Source organism: Aciditerrimonas ferrireducens (assembly GCF_023130475.1).
GTDB lineage: Bacteria > Actinomycetota > Acidimicrobiia > Acidimicrobiales > UBA8190 > Aciditerrimonas > Aciditerrimonas ferrireducens.
On sequence record NZ_JAKHEX010000005.1, the window covers coordinates 1 to 14,291 of the forward strand.

General features: G+C 74.3%; 15 protein-coding genes, 1 tRNA gene and 1 pseudogene. 10 read left to right on the top strand and 7 right to left on the bottom strand.

The annotated features are described in order from the left end of the window. From Acit_RS04685 to Acit_RS13855, 4 genes and pseudogenes are all read left to right on the top strand, one after another. Positions 1-706, top strand: a 706-nt coding sequence (locus Acit_RS04685; RefSeq protein WP_248106249.1) for a hypothetical protein, incomplete at its 5' end; no start/stop codon positions are given. A 380-nt stretch (positions 707-1,086) separates the two neighbouring features. Beyond that, positions 1,087-1,329 carry a type II toxin-antitoxin system Phd/YefM family antitoxin gene (locus tag Acit_RS04690; RefSeq protein WP_248106251.1) on the top strand — a complete coding sequence of 81 codons (243 nt, stop codon included), beginning with the start codon at positions 1,087-1,089 and terminating at the stop codon, positions 1,327-1,329. A 29-nt stretch (positions 1,330-1,358) separates the two neighbouring features. Continuing rightward, complete coding sequence (locus tag Acit_RS04695; protein WP_248106252.1) at positions 1,359-1,730, top strand: PIN domain-containing protein; 372 nt, start codon at positions 1,359-1,361, stop codon at positions 1,728-1,730. Then, positions 1,727-1,918, top strand: a pseudogene (locus Acit_RS13855) (IS1096 element passenger TnpR family protein); the annotation flags it as partial. The gene Acit_RS04695 and the pseudogene Acit_RS13855, both read left to right, overlap by 4 nt. Before the next feature lie 78 nt (positions 1,919-1,996). Here Acit_RS13855 and Acit_RS04700 read toward each other — a convergent pair. Then, a tRNA-Ala gene (locus Acit_RS04700) sits at positions 1,997-2,070 on the bottom strand. Between the two features lie 75 nt (positions 2,071-2,145). After that, the gene (locus Acit_RS04705; RefSeq protein WP_248106253.1) at positions 2,146-2,598 is read right to left on the bottom strand and encodes a PaaI family thioesterase; all 453 of its coding nucleotides are present in this window, start codon (positions 2,596-2,598) and stop codon (positions 2,146-2,148) included. A 234-nt stretch (positions 2,599-2,832) separates the two neighbouring features. On the opposite strand from Acit_RS04705, the gene Acit_RS04710 reads away from it, so the two are divergent. Beyond that, positions 2,833-4,011: a thiolase family protein gene (locus Acit_RS04710; protein ID WP_248106254.1), complete on the top strand. Its 1,179-nt coding sequence runs from the start codon at positions 2,833-2,835 to the stop codon at positions 4,009-4,011. Between the two features lie 94 nt (positions 4,012-4,105). Here the strand turns inward: Acit_RS04710 and Acit_RS04715 are convergent, their stop codons facing one another. After that, on the bottom strand, positions 4,106-4,363 hold the full coding sequence (locus tag Acit_RS04715; RefSeq protein ID WP_248106255.1) for a cell division protein CrgA: 258 nt from the start codon (positions 4,361-4,363) through the stop codon (positions 4,106-4,108). Between the two features lie 92 nt (positions 4,364-4,455). Here Acit_RS04715 and Acit_RS04720 point away from each other — a divergent pair, with 92 nt between their 5' ends. From Acit_RS04720 to Acit_RS04735, 4 genes are all read left to right on the top strand, one after another. Continuing rightward, positions 4,456-5,079 (top strand): anthranilate synthase component II, encoded by a 624-nt coding sequence (locus Acit_RS04720; RefSeq protein ID WP_248106256.1) that lies wholly within the window; start codon positions 4,456-4,458, stop codon positions 5,077-5,079. A 5-nt stretch (positions 5,080-5,084) separates the two neighbouring features. Continuing rightward, positions 5,085-6,035: a hypothetical protein gene (locus Acit_RS04725; RefSeq protein ID WP_248106257.1), complete on the top strand. Its 951-nt coding sequence runs from the start codon at positions 5,085-5,087 to the stop codon at positions 6,033-6,035. A 120-nt stretch (positions 6,036-6,155) separates the two neighbouring features. Then, complete coding sequence (locus tag Acit_RS04730) at positions 6,156-7,616, top strand: aldehyde dehydrogenase family protein (RefSeq protein WP_248106258.1); 1,461 nt, start codon at positions 6,156-6,158, stop codon at positions 7,614-7,616. Position 7,617: 1 nt separating this feature from the next. After that, positions 7,618-8,421, top strand: a complete 804-nt coding sequence (locus Acit_RS04735; RefSeq protein ID WP_248106259.1) for a tyrosine-protein phosphatase — start codon at positions 7,618-7,620, stop codon at positions 8,419-8,421. Here the strand turns inward: Acit_RS04735 and Acit_RS04740 are convergent. Beyond that, positions 8,399-9,370, bottom strand: coding sequence for a potassium channel beta subunit family protein (locus Acit_RS04740; RefSeq protein ID WP_376746008.1), 972 nt, complete (start codon positions 9,368-9,370; stop codon positions 8,399-8,401). The genes Acit_RS04735 and Acit_RS04740 overlap by 23 nt on opposite strands. Positions 9,371-9,550: 180 nt before the next feature. On the opposite strand from Acit_RS04740, the gene Acit_RS04745 reads away from it, so the two are divergent. Next, positions 9,551-10,594 carry an MBL fold metallo-hydrolase gene (locus Acit_RS04745; protein ID WP_248106261.1) on the top strand — a complete coding sequence of 348 codons (1,044 nt, stop codon included), beginning with the start codon at positions 9,551-9,553 and terminating at the stop codon, positions 10,592-10,594. Here the strand turns inward: Acit_RS04745 and Acit_RS04750 are convergent. Genes Acit_RS04750 through Acit_RS04760 form a run of 3 tightly spaced genes read right to left on the bottom strand, consistent with a single transcriptional unit; the run spans position 10,591 to position 14,248 of the window. Beyond that, a complete protein-coding gene (locus tag Acit_RS04750) occupies positions 10,591-12,123 on the bottom strand; it encodes a sulfatase family protein (RefSeq protein ID WP_248106262.1) in 1,533 nt (510 codons plus the stop codon). The genes Acit_RS04745 and Acit_RS04750 overlap by 4 nt on opposite strands. After that, complete coding sequence (locus Acit_RS04755) at positions 12,123-12,542, bottom strand: SRPBCC family protein (protein WP_248106264.1); 420 nt, start codon at positions 12,540-12,542, stop codon at positions 12,123-12,125. The genes Acit_RS04750 and Acit_RS04755 overlap by 1 nt, the downstream gene beginning before the upstream one ends. Next, on the bottom strand, positions 12,542-14,248 hold the full coding sequence (locus Acit_RS04760; RefSeq protein WP_248106266.1) for an MFS transporter: 1,707 nt from the start codon (positions 14,246-14,248) through the stop codon (positions 12,542-12,544). The genes Acit_RS04755 and Acit_RS04760 overlap by 1 nt, the downstream gene beginning before the upstream one ends. Positions 14,249-14,291 lie beyond the last annotated feature (43 nt).

Below are 14,291 nucleotides of genomic sequence, written 5' to 3' on the forward strand. Positions count from 1 at the left end.
TGGCGGCGTGGGTGGCATCGGCGGCGGCGGCGGTGGCGGTGGCATCGGCGGGAACGGTGGTGCTGGCGGCGTGGGTGGCATCGGCGGCGGCGGCGGTGGTGGCGGAGCATCGCAGTGCCCGCCGTCGAATCCCAGCTTGGAGGCCCTGCTGGCCGCCGAGGGGACGCCAGACCTCATGCCGGGCTCGACCGTGACCCTGTACTACGAGGACGGAACGCCGTTCTGTCAGGCGACCCTGAGCCTGGAGAACACCACGACAGGGAAGACAACGTCGGTATCGATCACCGAAAAGCTGCTCTACAGCGCCGTGACCCAGGGCAGCACCGTGCCGAAGAGCGAGGTGACGTTCCTGACCGGGCTGACGGCCCTCGACGCCAGCTTGGGTGGTTCGGCCCCGAACGCCGCCGACCCGCTGCCGGAGGAGGGGAACCCGCCCCATCCCGGCGAGCAGCAGGAGATCGCCCCCTACGTGGAGGAGCTGACCTTCACCGTGCCGGGTGACCTCGCTGCCGGAAAGTACAAGGCGATGCTGACCGTCGACGACAGTGACGGCCAGTATGAGCCCTACTCGTGGACGTTCTCCGTGGAGAAGTCCACGGTGCCGGTCGGGGCCGTTGGTGGCGTCGGAGCGGCGGCGGTCCTCGGTGGCGGCCTCCTGCTCGTGCAGGGCACCCGTCGCCGGCGTCGCCCAGCGGCCAACGCCTGAGCGAGGCACCGGCGGTTTCTTCCCCGGCGCCGGGGACCGGACCGCTTGAGTATCGGAGGACGAGTCGAGGCTGCCCGGGCCACGAGGTCCGGGCAGCCTCGCGTTCGAGGCGCTCCCCCTGGCGCTCGGTCGCACAGGGAGATCGGTGTCCGCGATCTGCGGAACCGGATCAGCCAGGCCATCGACGCCGTCCGGGCAGGCCTTGGAGAAGGAGCTGCCGTTTGGCGATGAGACCGGGCTGCCAGGTCGCTGGGGGCGACGATGGCGTCGGGAAACCCACCTGAGCTGTGGAAACGGCTGGCCGTCCTTCAGAGGAATGGTCACGTCGGTGGTGCCGCCGAGATCGCGTCCAGGGGAAGGTCGGTGCTACCGTGTCGCACATGGAGATCGGTGTCCGCGATCTGCGGAACCGGACCAGCCAGGTCATCGCCGCCGTCCGGGCAGGCGAGCGGGTGGTCCTGACCGTCCACGGCGAGGCCGTCGCCGATATCGTCCCCCATGCCCAGCGGTCCCGCTGGGTCCCAGGGGATCTCCTGCGCCGCGACCTGGTCGAGCTGGCTGCTGATCCGGGTCTGCGTGATGAACTCGAGGTGCTGGCCGGGCAGACCTTGGACGAGCTTTGAGCGACCCTGCCGGACTTCTCGACACTTCGGTGTTCATCGCTCGTGAGGTGGAGCGACCCCTCGGGGAGCTGCCCGACCGGGTGACGCTGTCGGTCGTGACCATCGGCGAGCTCGAGCTGGGTGTGCTGAGCGCAGGAGACCCCACGTCCCGGGCTCGCCGGGCGGGCACGCTGGCACTGGCACGGAGGGTGGAGCCGGTGCTGATCAGCGAGACGGTCATGTCGGCGTGGGCGCGTCTCGTCGTGGATTGCCGGAGGGCTGGCATCCAGCGGACCGTGAAGCTGGCCGATTCCCTGATCGCAGCCACCGCCATCGACCTCGGATTGCCGGTGGTGACCCAGGACGACGACTACGACCAGATGGCCGGAGCCCACGCCCCGCTGCAGGTCCGCAAGGTGTGAGCCGGTTGCCTGGGCGGACCTCCCAGGTCAGGGACTCGATCCTCGGCACGAAGCCACCGCTGCGCCAACGGCTGGTCGTTCCGCAGACGACGACCCTTCTCCAGCTCCACGACACGCTGCACGGGGCCTTCGGCGAGGAGAATGCCCACCTCCAGGAGCACGAGGTCGCCGGTGTCCGCGATGGAACCGACCGTGACGAGCGACGGGGATCTCCTCTTCGAGCGCAACCGCACCCACGTCGGCGTCCCGCGCCGAGACCAAGGCGGTGGAGACGAGGGGACTCGAACCCCCGACCCCCTGCGTGCAAAGCAGGTGCTCTGGCCAACTGAGCTACGTCCCCGAGGAGCCACCGACCGATGCCCGGCGGCGGCCAGGACGATCGTACTCCTGGCGGCCCGACCCGAGCGTCGGCGGTTCAGGCCTCGGCAGGCGTCGGCTCGCGATGGAGCATGAAGGTGCCGGTCGCCCGGCTCACGATGCGGCCCTCGCCGTCGTGGACACTGGCCTCGGCGTAGCAGACCTGCCGGGCCATGCGGACCACCTCGCCCCGGACCCGGTAGAGCTGGTCGCGGGCGGCCGGGCGCATGGTCTCGACCTTCATCTCCAGGGTCCCCCGGGTGCGGTCCCGGCCGGGCAGGGCGGCGTTGATGGCGAAGTTCATGGCCGCGTCGAGGACCAGCCCGTGGACCCCGGCCTGGACGATGCCGTGCGGGTTGCAGGCCAGGGCGGTCGGCGTCCAGCGGGCCTCCGCCCAGCCGAGGTCCTCGCCGTCGACCCCGTAGTCCTCGAACCCCACCCCGACCTCGGCCAGCAGCGGCATCCCGCCGTCGCCCAGCCAGCGGTCCATGTCCTTCACCCGGTGCTGCACCCCGCTGACCGTAGCCGGCGCTGGCCCGACCTGAGCGAAGCGACCCCGGCCCCGAGACGCGGCCCCAGTCCCGAACGGGGCCGAAGGGTCGGGGCCCCTGGTGGCGGGGTTGACCACTGCGCTCGAGCCGGTCAGAATCTTGACCGAGCGGTCAGGTTGTGGCTCGGTGCCGCAGGACTGGCCGAGCGGGCTGGCCGAGCCGGTCCAGCCGGCCGAGAGCGAAAGGAGAGGCCCATGACCACTGCCGTCATCGTGGACGCCGTCCGGACCCCGGGAGGCAAGCGGAACGGCAAGCTCCGGGGCTGGCACGCCGTGGACCTGGCGGCCGAGCCGCTCAAGGCCCTGGTGGCGCGCAACGACCTGGACCCCGCCGAGGTCGACGACGTGATCTTCGGCTGCGTCATGCAGGTCGCTGAGCAGGCCCTGAACGTCGGCCGCAACGCCGTGCTCGCCGCAGGCTTCCCGGAGTCGGTCCCGGCCACCACCGTCGACCGCCAGTGCGGCTCCTCCCAGCAGGCCATCCACTTCGCGGCCCAGGGCGTCATGGCCGGGGTCTACGACGTGGTCATCGCCGCCGGGGTCGAGCACATGACCCACACCCCCATGGGCTCCTCGGTGGTCCGGGACCTGGGCTTCCCCTTCGGGCCGAAGGTCATGCAGCGCTACGCCGACCGGGGCGGCCTGGTCTCCCAGGGCATCTCGGCCGAGATGATCGCCGACCAGTGGAACCTGAGCCGGGAGGAGCTCGACGCCTTCGGGGCGCGCAGCCAGCGCCTGGCCGCCCAGGCCACGAAGGAGGGCCGCTTCGAACGGGAGATCGTCCCGGTGGCGGTGAAGGACGACCAGGGCAACGAGACCGGTGAGGTGATGACCACCGACGAGGGGGTCCGGCCGGACACCACCGAGGAGGTCCTGGCCACCTTGAAGCCCGCCTTCAAGCCCGACGGCAAGATCACCGCGGGGAACTCCTCCCAGATCACCGACGGGGCGGCGGCGGTCCTCATCATGAGCGAGGAGAAGGCCAACGCCCTCGGCCTGCGGCCACGGGCCCGTTTCCACGCCTTCGCCCTCGCCGGGGTCGACCCGGTCACCATGCTCACCGGCCCCATCCCGGCCACCCGCAAGGTCCTTGAGAAGGGCAAGCTCAGCCTCGACGACGTCGACCTGGTGGAGATCAACGAGGCCTTCGCCTCGGTCGTCCTGGCCTGGGAGAAGGAGCTCCACCCGGACATGGACAAGGTCAACGTCAACGGCGGGGCCATCGCCCTGGGCCACCCCCTCGGGGCCTCGGGGGCCAAGCTCATGGCCACCCTGCTCAACGAGCTGGAGCGGACCGGCGGCCGCTACGGCCTCCAGACCATGTGCGAGGGCGGCGGGCTGGCCAACGCCACCATCATCGAGCGCCTCGGCTGACGAGCTCCGGCGCCAGCCGAGCGACGATCCTCGAACCGGTCCCCCGGGGTGCGGCCGTGGTCCCGCCCCGGGGGACCGACGCGTCCAGGCGCCGTCAGCGCCACTGGGTGGCCAGGGCGAAGCCCGTGGCGAAGACCAGGATGCCCCCGAGCAGGTACCAGTTGGTCGGGGAGTCCGGCAGCACGTCGAAGTAGTTGAGGACGATCATCAAGATCCCGACGAGCAGGATCAGGCCGATGAGGTAGGGCAGCCAGCGGGGGCTCCGCTTGACCGTCCGGGGCGTGGGGGGCGTGTAGCGGCCCCCACGCCGGGCACTCGTCCGGCCCCCGCGCCTGGTCGCCGTCTTGGCCACGGCCTCGAAGGTTAGCCAGACCCAGCCGACCCGGTCGGCCGGGCCTCGGGGCCTGCGCAGCCCGGCCCACCCCGGCCCCCTACCATGGGCCGGTGGCTGGTCCGCTCCTGGTCCTGGACAACTACGACTCCTTCACCTACAACCTCGTCCAAGAGCTCGGCGAGCTCGGGGCCGACCCGGTGGTGCGCCGCAACGACGCCCTGGACCTCGCCGGGGTCCGGGCCCTCCAGCCGGCCGCCATCGTCATCTCCCCCGGGCCGGGCCGGCCCGAGGACGCCGGCATCTGCCTCGAGGTGATCGAGGCCCTGGCCGGCCAGGTGCCCATCCTCGGGGTCTGCCTGGGCCACCAGTGCCTCGCCCAGGCCTTCGGGGGGGAGGTCGTCCGGGCCGCCGAGGTGGTCCACGGCAAGACCTCGGCCATCCACCACGACGGCACGGGCGTCCTGGCTGGCCTGCCCGACCCGTTCACCGCCACCCGCTACCACTCCCTCGTGGTCGAGCCCCGCACCCTCCCCCCCGTCCTCCGGGTCACCGCCACCACGGCCGACGGGGTCGTCATGGCCATCGAGCACCGCCAGCTCCCCCTCTACGGCGTCCAGTTCCATCCCGAGTCGGTCCTGAGCCCCGAAGGGCCGGCCCTGCTCGCCAACTTCCTCCGGCTGGCCGGCCTGCCGGTCGGCCCGGTGCCCGCACCCCTCCTGCCGGCGCTCGGCTGACGGGCGTGACGGCCGCCGAGCGCACCGGGGGCCCCCGTCCCGCCGAGGAGCCCGAGACGGCCCGCCCGGGCTGGGCGCTGCGCTGGCGGCTGGCCCGGGGAGCCCTGGTGCTGGTGGTCGGCGGGGTCTGCTGGGCGCTCTTCGTGACCGGGCAGCAGGTCCGCACCGGACGGATGGCGGCCTTGGTCGTCCACCGTCCCCCGACCACGGCCGTTCGTGCCCGGCCGGCCACGGCCACCGTCCTGCCGGTCTCGGGCAGCACCCTGGCGGTGGTCCGCCGGGCGGGTCGCGCCGACCCGGCCCACAGCGGCATCGAGGAGATCGGCTGGACCTCCCCGGCCGGCGCCAGGACCAGCGTCGATCTGGGCCTGCTGGTCCAGCTTCTGCCTCGGGCCTCCCTGGCCCGCCAGGTCCTCCAGCACGTCCGGCGGCAGTACGCGAGCAGCCGGGCGGTCGGCGGGGTGACCTACACGGTCGTCGGCCACTTCGCCGTGCCCGGCCTGCCCGGCGCCCAGGGCCTCGTCGACCGGCTCTCGGCCACCTCCTCCACGCCGCCGGGCCGAGCCGACATCGTGACCTTCCAGGTGGGCCAGGCCGCCGCCCTGGTGCTCCTCCAGACTTCGGGCACCCAGCCCGGGAAGGCCACCGCGGCCCGCCTCGCCACCGAGGAGGCCCAGCTCCTGCGCCGTCGACTGCCGGGGTTCACCTTGGCGGTCCCGAACCGGCCCCTTGGGCCGTCCCTCGCCGACGGGGTGGCCAGCGTGGTCGGGGCGGGGGTGGCCGTCGTCGGCCCCGAGGGCCTCGGCAGCTGGCGCCGCCGGCGGCGGGCCCGCCGGGAGGCCCGAAGGCTGGCCGCCCTGGCCAGGGAGCGCCAGGCCCGGGGCCGGCGAGCGGTGCAGCGCCACCAGCCGGCCAGTTGGCGCCGTCGCCCGCCCCGCCCGAGCCGTCGCCGCTGACCGGTCGGGCCACCGGACGCGCTGGAGCGAGCGGTGTTGACCAGAGGGTCAACACCCGCCGACAATGGGCGGGCGCTGCGGGGCGACGCCCCGAGGCGAAGGCAGGGGAGGAGGTCGTCCATGGTCGACGTGTCCCAGTCGAAGACGGGTCCTGAGACGACCAGCCCGAGCACCCAGAGCGCGGGGGCCCGTGCGGTCCCGGCCGACCTGGCCGCTGAGGCCCAGAGGGCCTTCGAGGCGGTGCGGGCGGCCTACTTGGCCGGCCGCACCCGGCCCCTGGCGTGGCGGACCACGCAGCTCCGGGGGATCGAGGCCCTGGTGCGGGAGGGGGAGGCCGAGCTGCTGGCGGCCATGGCCGAGGACTTCGGCAAGCCCCGGGTCGAGGCCTGGCTGGCCGACCTGGCGCCGGTGGCCGCCGAGGCGGCCCACGTCCGGCGCCGGCTGCCCCGCTGGGTGCGTCCCCGGCCGGCCTGGCCGGGGAAGGCGAACCTGCCGGGGTGGGCCTTCTCGGTGCCCGAGCCCCTCGGGGCCGTCCTGGTCCTCTCCCCCTGGAACTACCCGGTCCAGCTGGCCCTCAACCCCGTGGTGGCCGCCGTGGCGGCCGGGAACGCCGTGGTCCTCAAGCCCTCCGAGCTGACCCCCGCCACCTCCGCTGCCCTGGCCCGCCTCGTCCCCCGCTACCTCGACCCCGAGGCGGTCCGGGTGGTCGAGGGGGGCGTCGAGGTGGCCAGCGCCCTTTTGGCCCAGCCCTTCGACCACGTCTTCTTCACCGGCTCGACCCGGGTGGGCCGGGTGGTCATGGAGGCCGCATCCCGCCACCTGGCCTCGGTCACCCTGGAGCTCGGGGGCAAGAGCCCGGTGCTCGTCGCCCGGGACGCCGACCTCGAGGTGGCCGCCCGGCGGGTGGCCTGGGGGAAGCTCCTGAACGCCGGCCAGACCTGCATCGCCCCGGACTACGCCCTGGTCGAGCGGGCGGTCCTGCCGGCCTTCGTCGAGCACCTGGTGACTGCCATGGGGCAGCTGCAAGGGCCCGACCCGGCCGCCGGGGCCACCCGGATCGTGAACGACCGGCACCTCGAGCGCCTGGCCGGGCTGCTGGCCAGCGCCGGGGGCACGGTGGTGGTCGGCGGCGAGGTGGACCGGGCACGGCGCCTGGTGGCCCCGACGGTGGTGCTCGACCCCGACCCCGGGTCCCCCCTCATGGAGGAGGAGATCTTCGGCCCCATCCTGCCGGTCCTCGGGGTGGCCGACCTTGAGGAGGCCGTGGCCTTCGTCCGGGCCCGGCCCAAGCCCCTGGCCCTCTACCTCTTCACGAACGACCGGCGGGTCGAGCAGCGGGTGCTCGAGGCCACCACCTCGGGCGGGGTCTGCGTGAACCACACCATGGTCCACTTCCTGGCCCCCGAGCTCCCCTTCGGCGGGGTCGGCGCCTCGGGCATCGGCGCCTACCACGGCCGGGCCGGGTTCGAGGAGCTGAGCCACCGGCGCAGCGTGGTCCGCCGGCCCACCCGCCCCGACCTGCCCCTCACCTACCCGCCCTTCGACGACCGCAAGGAGCGCTGGCTCCGGCGGCTCCTCTGAGGTGGCCGAGGAGGCGCCGCCGGCCCTGCCCGAGGGGTTCCTGGCCGCGGCCGGCGGGGTGAACCTCCGGGACCTGGCCGGCGTCGAGCTCGCCGACGGCCAGCCCATCCGGCCCGGCCGGCTCCTGCGCTCCGGGCAGCTGAGCCGCCTGGACCCCGAGGGCCGAGCGGTCCTCGAGCGCCTCCGCCTGGCCACGGTCGTCGACCTGCGGACCACGGAGGAGGCCGAGCGAGCCGGCCGCTGCCCCCCCGAGCTGGCCCGGACCGTGCTCGCCTGGCCGCTGGCCGAGGCGATCCCGGGAGCCCGGGCCGGGGAGGCCTGGGAGGACCCGGGCTGGGTGGCCGAGCACTACCTGGAGCTCCTCGACGGGGGGCTCGAGGTGCTCGGCCGGGTGGTCCGCCGGCTGGCCGAGCCCGGGGGCCTGCCGGCCGTCGTCCACTGCAGCCTCGGCAAGGACCGGACCGGGGTGGTCGTGGCCAGCCTGCTCGGCATGCTCGGGGCCGCCGACCAGGCCATCGTCGACGACTACGTCGCCAGCCGCCCGGCGGTGCTGGCCTTCTTGGAGCGCCTCCGGGCCGAGCTCGGCCCCGGGAGCCCCCTCGAGGCCTACGCGCCGGTCATCGTCTCGGTCCATGCCGAGGCCATGGCGGGCTTCCTCGCCGGGGTCCGCCGCCGCCACGGCTCCTTCGCCGCCCTGGCCAAGGAGCTCGGGGTCGCCGAGCTGCTGCCGACCCTCCGGGCCGCGCTCACCGGCCCCGAGGAGCCCGACCCGGAGGCCCGCTTCAGGAGGCGTGGGGCACGGTGAGCTCGTCGATCCGCCGGCAGACCTCGTCGTCGAGCCGGTCCAGGACGGCCAGGGCCCCCATGTTCTCCCGGACCTGCTCGGGCCGGCTGGCCCCGGTGATGACCGTCGAGACCCGGGGGTTGCGGGCGCACCAGGCGATGGCCAGCTGGGCGAGGCTGCAGCCCAGCTCGTCGGCCACCTGGCGCAGGCCCCGGACGGCCTCGTTGCGGGCCGGGTCCGTGAGCGCCTTGCGCAGCCACTCGTAGCCCGGCAGGGCGGCCCGGCTGCCCTCGGGCACCCCGTCGAGGTACTTGCCGGTCAGCAGGCCCGAGGCCAGGGGGCTCCAGGTGGTGAGCCCGAGGCCCAGGTCCTCGTAGAGCCGGGCGTACTCCCGCTCGACCCGCCGCCGGGCGAACAGGTTGTACTGGGGCTGCTCGACCACCGGCTTGCGCAGGTGGTGCCGCTCGGCGATCTCCCAGGCGGCCCGGATCTCGTCGGCAGACCACTCCGAGGTGCCCCAGTAGAGGGCCTTGCCGGCGGCCACGATGTCGGACATGGCCCAGACGGTCTCCTCGATGGGGGTCGAGGGGTCGGGCCGGTGGCAGAACAGCACGTCCACGAAGTCGAGGCCGAAGCGCTCCAGGGACCCGTCGATGGCCTGCAGGAGGTACTTGCGGTTCAAGGTGTTCCGCATGTTCACCTCGTCCCGGATCCCCCAGAAGAGCTTCGTGGAGACCACGTAGGAGCTCCGGGTCCAGCCCAGGCGCTCGATGGCCTTGCCCATGAGCCGCTCGGACTCGCCCCCGGCGTAGGCCTCGGCGTTGTCGAAGAAGTTCACCCCGGCCTCTCGGGCGGCGGCCAGGCACTCGGCCGCCAGACCCACGTCCAGCTGGGTCCCGAAGGTCACCCAGGACCCGAAGGACAGCACGCTGACCCGCAGCCCGCTGCGGCCCAGGTGCCGGTAGGGCATGGTGGTCTGGCTCATCGCGTCCTCCCCGCTGCCTGGCGTTCGGTGTCCTCGACCCTTCGTAGCAGGTGCCGGAACCGACCACCAGCGGGCCGGCGCCGCCCACGGGCCAGGGCCACGGGCCACCGCCACCGCCGCCGGTGGAGGCTGGCCCCCTGCCCCGGCCACTCCTAAGGTGATCGGGTGACCGCGAGCCCGGCCCCCTCCGAGGACTGGACCGCCCCGACCGTCGAGCAGGTCGCCCCCGGGGTCCACCGGATCCCCCTGCCGCTGCCGAACGACGGGCTGAAGGCGGTGAACGTCTACGCCCTGGAGGAGCCCGGCGGGCTGGTCCTGGTGGACTCGGGCTGGGCGGTGCCCGAGGGGCGGGCCCGCCTCGAGGAGGGCCTGGGCCGCCTGGGCGCCGGCCTGGGGGACATCCGGCGGTTCCTCGTCACCCACCTGCACCGGGACCACTACTCGCTCGGCGCGGTCCTCCGCCGGGAGCTCGGCACCCGCCTGTCGCTCGGCGCCGGGGAGGCCCCGTCGCTCGAGGTGCTGCGGACCCCGAGCCGCCTGCCCCTCCAGCACCAGGTCCGCCAGCTCCAGGCGGCAGGGGCCTGGGACCTGGCCGGTCGGCTGGCGGCCCTGCGGGGCGAGGCCCCGGCCGACCCGCTCCCGTGGGACCCCCCCGACGACTGGCTCCACGAGGGGGATCTGCCCCTCGACTCGGGGCGGACCTTGGCGGTCGTCGAGACCCCGGGGCACACCCGGGGCCACGTGGTCTTCCGGAGCGCCGCCGAGGGCCTGCTCTTCGCCGGGGACCACGTCCTGCCGACCATCACCCCCTCCATCGGGTTCGAACCGGCCCCGAGCGAGGACCCCCTGGGGGAGTTCCTCGCCTCCCTCGCCAAGGTCCGCCGGCTGCCCGACAGCCGGCTCCTGCCCGCCCACGGGCCGGTCGCCGAGAGCGTCCACGCCCGGGTGGACGAGCTGACCGCCCACCACGGCCGGCGCCTGGACCAGACCGAGGCGGCGGTCCGGGCAGGGGCGGAGACCGTGGCCCAGGTGGCGGCCGCCCTGCGCTGGACCCGCCGGGAACGGCACCTGGACGAGCTGGACGTCTTCAACCAGATGCTGGCCGTCGGGGAGACCTGGGCACACCTGCGGCTCCTGGAGGCCCAGGGCCGGGTCCGCTCGGCCCTCGACGACCAGGGCACCCGGCGCTACCAGCTCGCCACCCCCTAGACGGGGGCCTCGAGCTCGAGGCGGGTCGCCCGCGCCGGGGGCTGCGCGTCCCAGAGGTCGGCCAGCAGGTCGTCCCGCAGCGTCCGGCAGGCCGGGTCGTCGAAGCGGTTCACCCACTGCAGGGGGTCGTCGGCGAGGTCGTAGAGCTCCCCCTCGGTCCCGTCGTGGAGGCTGCCCGGCAGAGCAGCGGTGCAGACCCAGCCGTCCCGGGTGATGGTCCGGAGATGCACCCCTACCCCGAACAGCTCGCTGTCCCAGCTCGTGAGCACCCGCTCGGGCCCCTCCTGGTCGTTGGTCGGGAGGGCTCGGCCCTGCAGCCAGGGCGGGGCCGGGAGACCGGCGATCTGGCAGAGGGTCGGGGCGAGATCGACCAGGCCCACCGGCCGGTGGACCACCCCCGGGGTGGTGTCGCTCGAGGGGGCGGGCCGCCAGACGAGGGGCACCCGCATGAGACCGTCCACGTGGCAGGGCCCTTTGAACAGCAGGCCGAAGTCCCCTTCGAGCTCGCCGTGGTCGCTGGTGAACACCACGTCGAGGTCCTGCCCCCAGCCGCGGCGCTCGACCTCGGCGAGGACCCGGCCGAGGGCCTCGTCGATCAGCTCGGACGCCACCGCGTTGCGGGCCCGGATCTCGCGCAGCTGGTCGTCGGTGAGACGGGCCGGGACGAAGCGGGCGGGAGCCTCGTAGTTCGTCACCAGCCGGCCCTCGTGCCAGAGCCGCCACTGGCGGGGCTTGGCGGCGAGCACGGCGCTCCGCTGCGCCGCCGTCGGCGGGTAGCCGGGCGGGAGCGGGACGTCGTGCCAGTCGATCCGGCCCATCTCGGCCTCGGGGGGATCCCAGGGGTGGTGGGGATCGGGGAAGCTCATCCAGCAGAACCAGTCCTCGTGCTGCGCCACGCCCCGCAGCCAGGCGATGGTGCGGTCCGCCACCCAGTCCGTGTGGTACCAGGCGCGGGGGATCGGGTTCCGGTGGACCTGGGGGGCGCCGGTGTCCCCGCCGCCGGTCGCCGTCACCTGGAGGTCGTCGTCGAGGGGAGAGAGGAACATCCCGACGGCCTCGGGGTGCTCGGCGCGGAGCCAACGGGCGTAGTGCAAGGGGCCCTGGGCGCCGTGGCCGGCGAGCTCGAGGTGCTCGAACCCGCGGTGGGCGTCGCCGGCTGGGCGGGTGCCCCGGGCCGCCAGGGCGTTCTCGGGGAACCGCAGGAAGGGGTCGAGGAACGGTTCGAAGTGGGCCTTGCCGATCAGGGCCGTCCGGTAGCCGGCGCGACGGAGGACCTCGGCCACCGAGGGCGCGTCGGCCGGCAGGGGCACGCCGTTCATCCAGACCCCGTGGGTGGCGGGGTGCTGGCCGGTCAGGATGGTGGCCCGGGACGGCATGCAGACCACCGACTGGGGCACAGCCCGCTCGTAGCGGATCCCAGCCCGGGCCAGGCCGTCGACCACCGGGGTCCGGGCGAGGGTGCCGCCGTTGCAGCCCAGGTGGTCGTAGCGCTGCTGATCCGTGGTGACCAAAAGGATCTTCCGGCCCATCAGCTTCCTCCTGTTCGTTCCCGACGGGTTTCCAGGCGAGCGGCGAGGCGCTGGAGTCCTGCCCCGGCCGCGCCCGCGACGAGCAGCGCCATGGCGGCGGGCTCGGCGTCGGCGCCGTAGAGCACCAGGCAGCGGCTCGGACCGAGCGCCACCACGTCGAGGGTGGAGAGGTGCTCGACGATGCGTGGCCCGTGCAAGCGGACCTGGAGCCGGCGGGCCAGGGGATCCACGGTGACGATCTCCTCGCGCAGGCCCAGGCCAGCTGCCGTCTGGACGAAGCGGCTCCCCTGCTGGACGGTCACCGCCTCGACCCCGGGGAACCATTCGGCCAGGCGCGCCGGGTCCCCGACGACGGCCCAGACCTCGGCGGCGGGCCGGCAGACGGTGACGGCCCGCCGGACGCTGCCCCGGCGGGGCATCACCCGAGGACCTCGGGCAGGGCGTGCTCGGCGCGCAGCCGGGCCAGCTCGGCGGCCACCTGAGCCTCCCAGGCCTGCTGGTCGCGCCTGGCGGCCGAGGGCCGCCAGCGGCCCCGCAGGAGCAGCACGGTCGGAATGAAGACCAGCTGGCCGCCGGCGCAGATCCACCACCAGGTCCGCCACTGGCCCGGCGCCCGGGCCCGGGCTTGGGTCACGGCCGGCCCGTGGGCCTGGAGGTAGGCCCGGTCGGCGGCGGGCAGCTGCCGGAGGGCGAGGAGCCGGGCGACGGCTTGGGCCCGGTCCAGGTGGAACCGGGCCCCGATGGTGGCCAGGGCGGCGCTCACCGCGGGGGCCTCGGGCGGGTTGGTGCGGAGACCGGCCCGGACGGCGGGGGGCAGGACCTCGAGGGTGGCCACCTGCTCGGGGTAGGCGGTCCGGATGGCGGCGAGGGTCGGCCCGTAGGTGGTCACGGGGGTGACGGCGCTCACCACCAGGGGCAGCACGAGGAACGAGGCGGCGACGACCAGGCGGAGGACCCAGCCCCAGATGGCCAGCCCGGTGGCCACGAGCGCCGGGTTGCGCTGCTCGACGGTCTCGGTGAAGGCCGCCATCCACGGGGCGTAGGCGAAACCCCGGCTGAGCGAGAGGACCGAGATGATGAGCACGAAGGTGAGGGGTGTGGTGGCCGGGTCGGTGGCTCGGGACGCGAAGACCAGGGTCATGACGACGGCGACGAGCGCGCCGCCGACGATGAGCGGCTTGCGGACGCCGAGCCGGTCCGCCAGCACCCCCGAGGCCACCACCGCCAGGGCGTCGGCCGCCCAGAACCAGTTGCCGAGGCTGTTGGCCTGTGCCTGGGAGTAGCCGAAGACCGAGGTGAAGTAGATGACGAAGAACCCGACTGCGGCGTAGTAGATGAGGAGGAACACGCTGACCCCGAAGGCGGGGAGCAGCACGTCGGTGCGGGCCATCTGCCGCCAAGGGTGGCGGAGTGCCTCCCCGAGGTCGATGCCCCGGGCCCGGGCCTCCACGAGGGCCCGTTCCTGGGCGGAACGCATCCGCTGGTCCCGCAGGCCAGGGGAGAGCTCTCGGAGCCACAGGAAGGCGGCGAGGGCGACCGCGGCGCCGGTCAGCCCGGCGATGTGGAACTGGTCCTGCCAGGCGTGGAGGTGCGGCAGGGTGTTGGACGCCACCTCGGCCACCACCAGGCTGCCGAGGACCGGCCCGAGGGTCCACAGTCCCATCGCCGTGCCGCGCCGGACCTGGGGGGAGAAGTCCCGGACCAGCGCGGGGGTGGCCACGAGCACCGCGCCCTCCACGATCCCCGAGCAGGCGACGAGCGTGCCGTAGCCGAGGGCGTTCGGGGCGGCCGGGATGGCGAAGGCGGTCAGCAGGGCGTGGAGGGCCAGCCCGGCGACCACCAGGTTGGCTCGCCCCACCCGGTCGGCCAGGCCCGCCAAGAGCGACGCCAGGGCCCCGAGGAGGTTGGTCACCACGATCAGGGTCAAGTACCAGCGGAAGGAGACCCCGAAGTGGGCGAGCACCGACGGGGACACCGCCCCCTGGACGTACTGCTGCTGGTAGAGCACGACGGTGCAGGCCACGACGAGCACCACCAGGCCGGCCCGCCGCAGCGGTCCGGGGTAGGCGGTCAGCTCGCGGTGCACCAGACCCGAGCGCCAGCGGGCGAGGCGTCGCTCGCTCATCGCGCCGCTCCCCGGTGCCGTCCCGGTTCGACCCGTTCCCAGC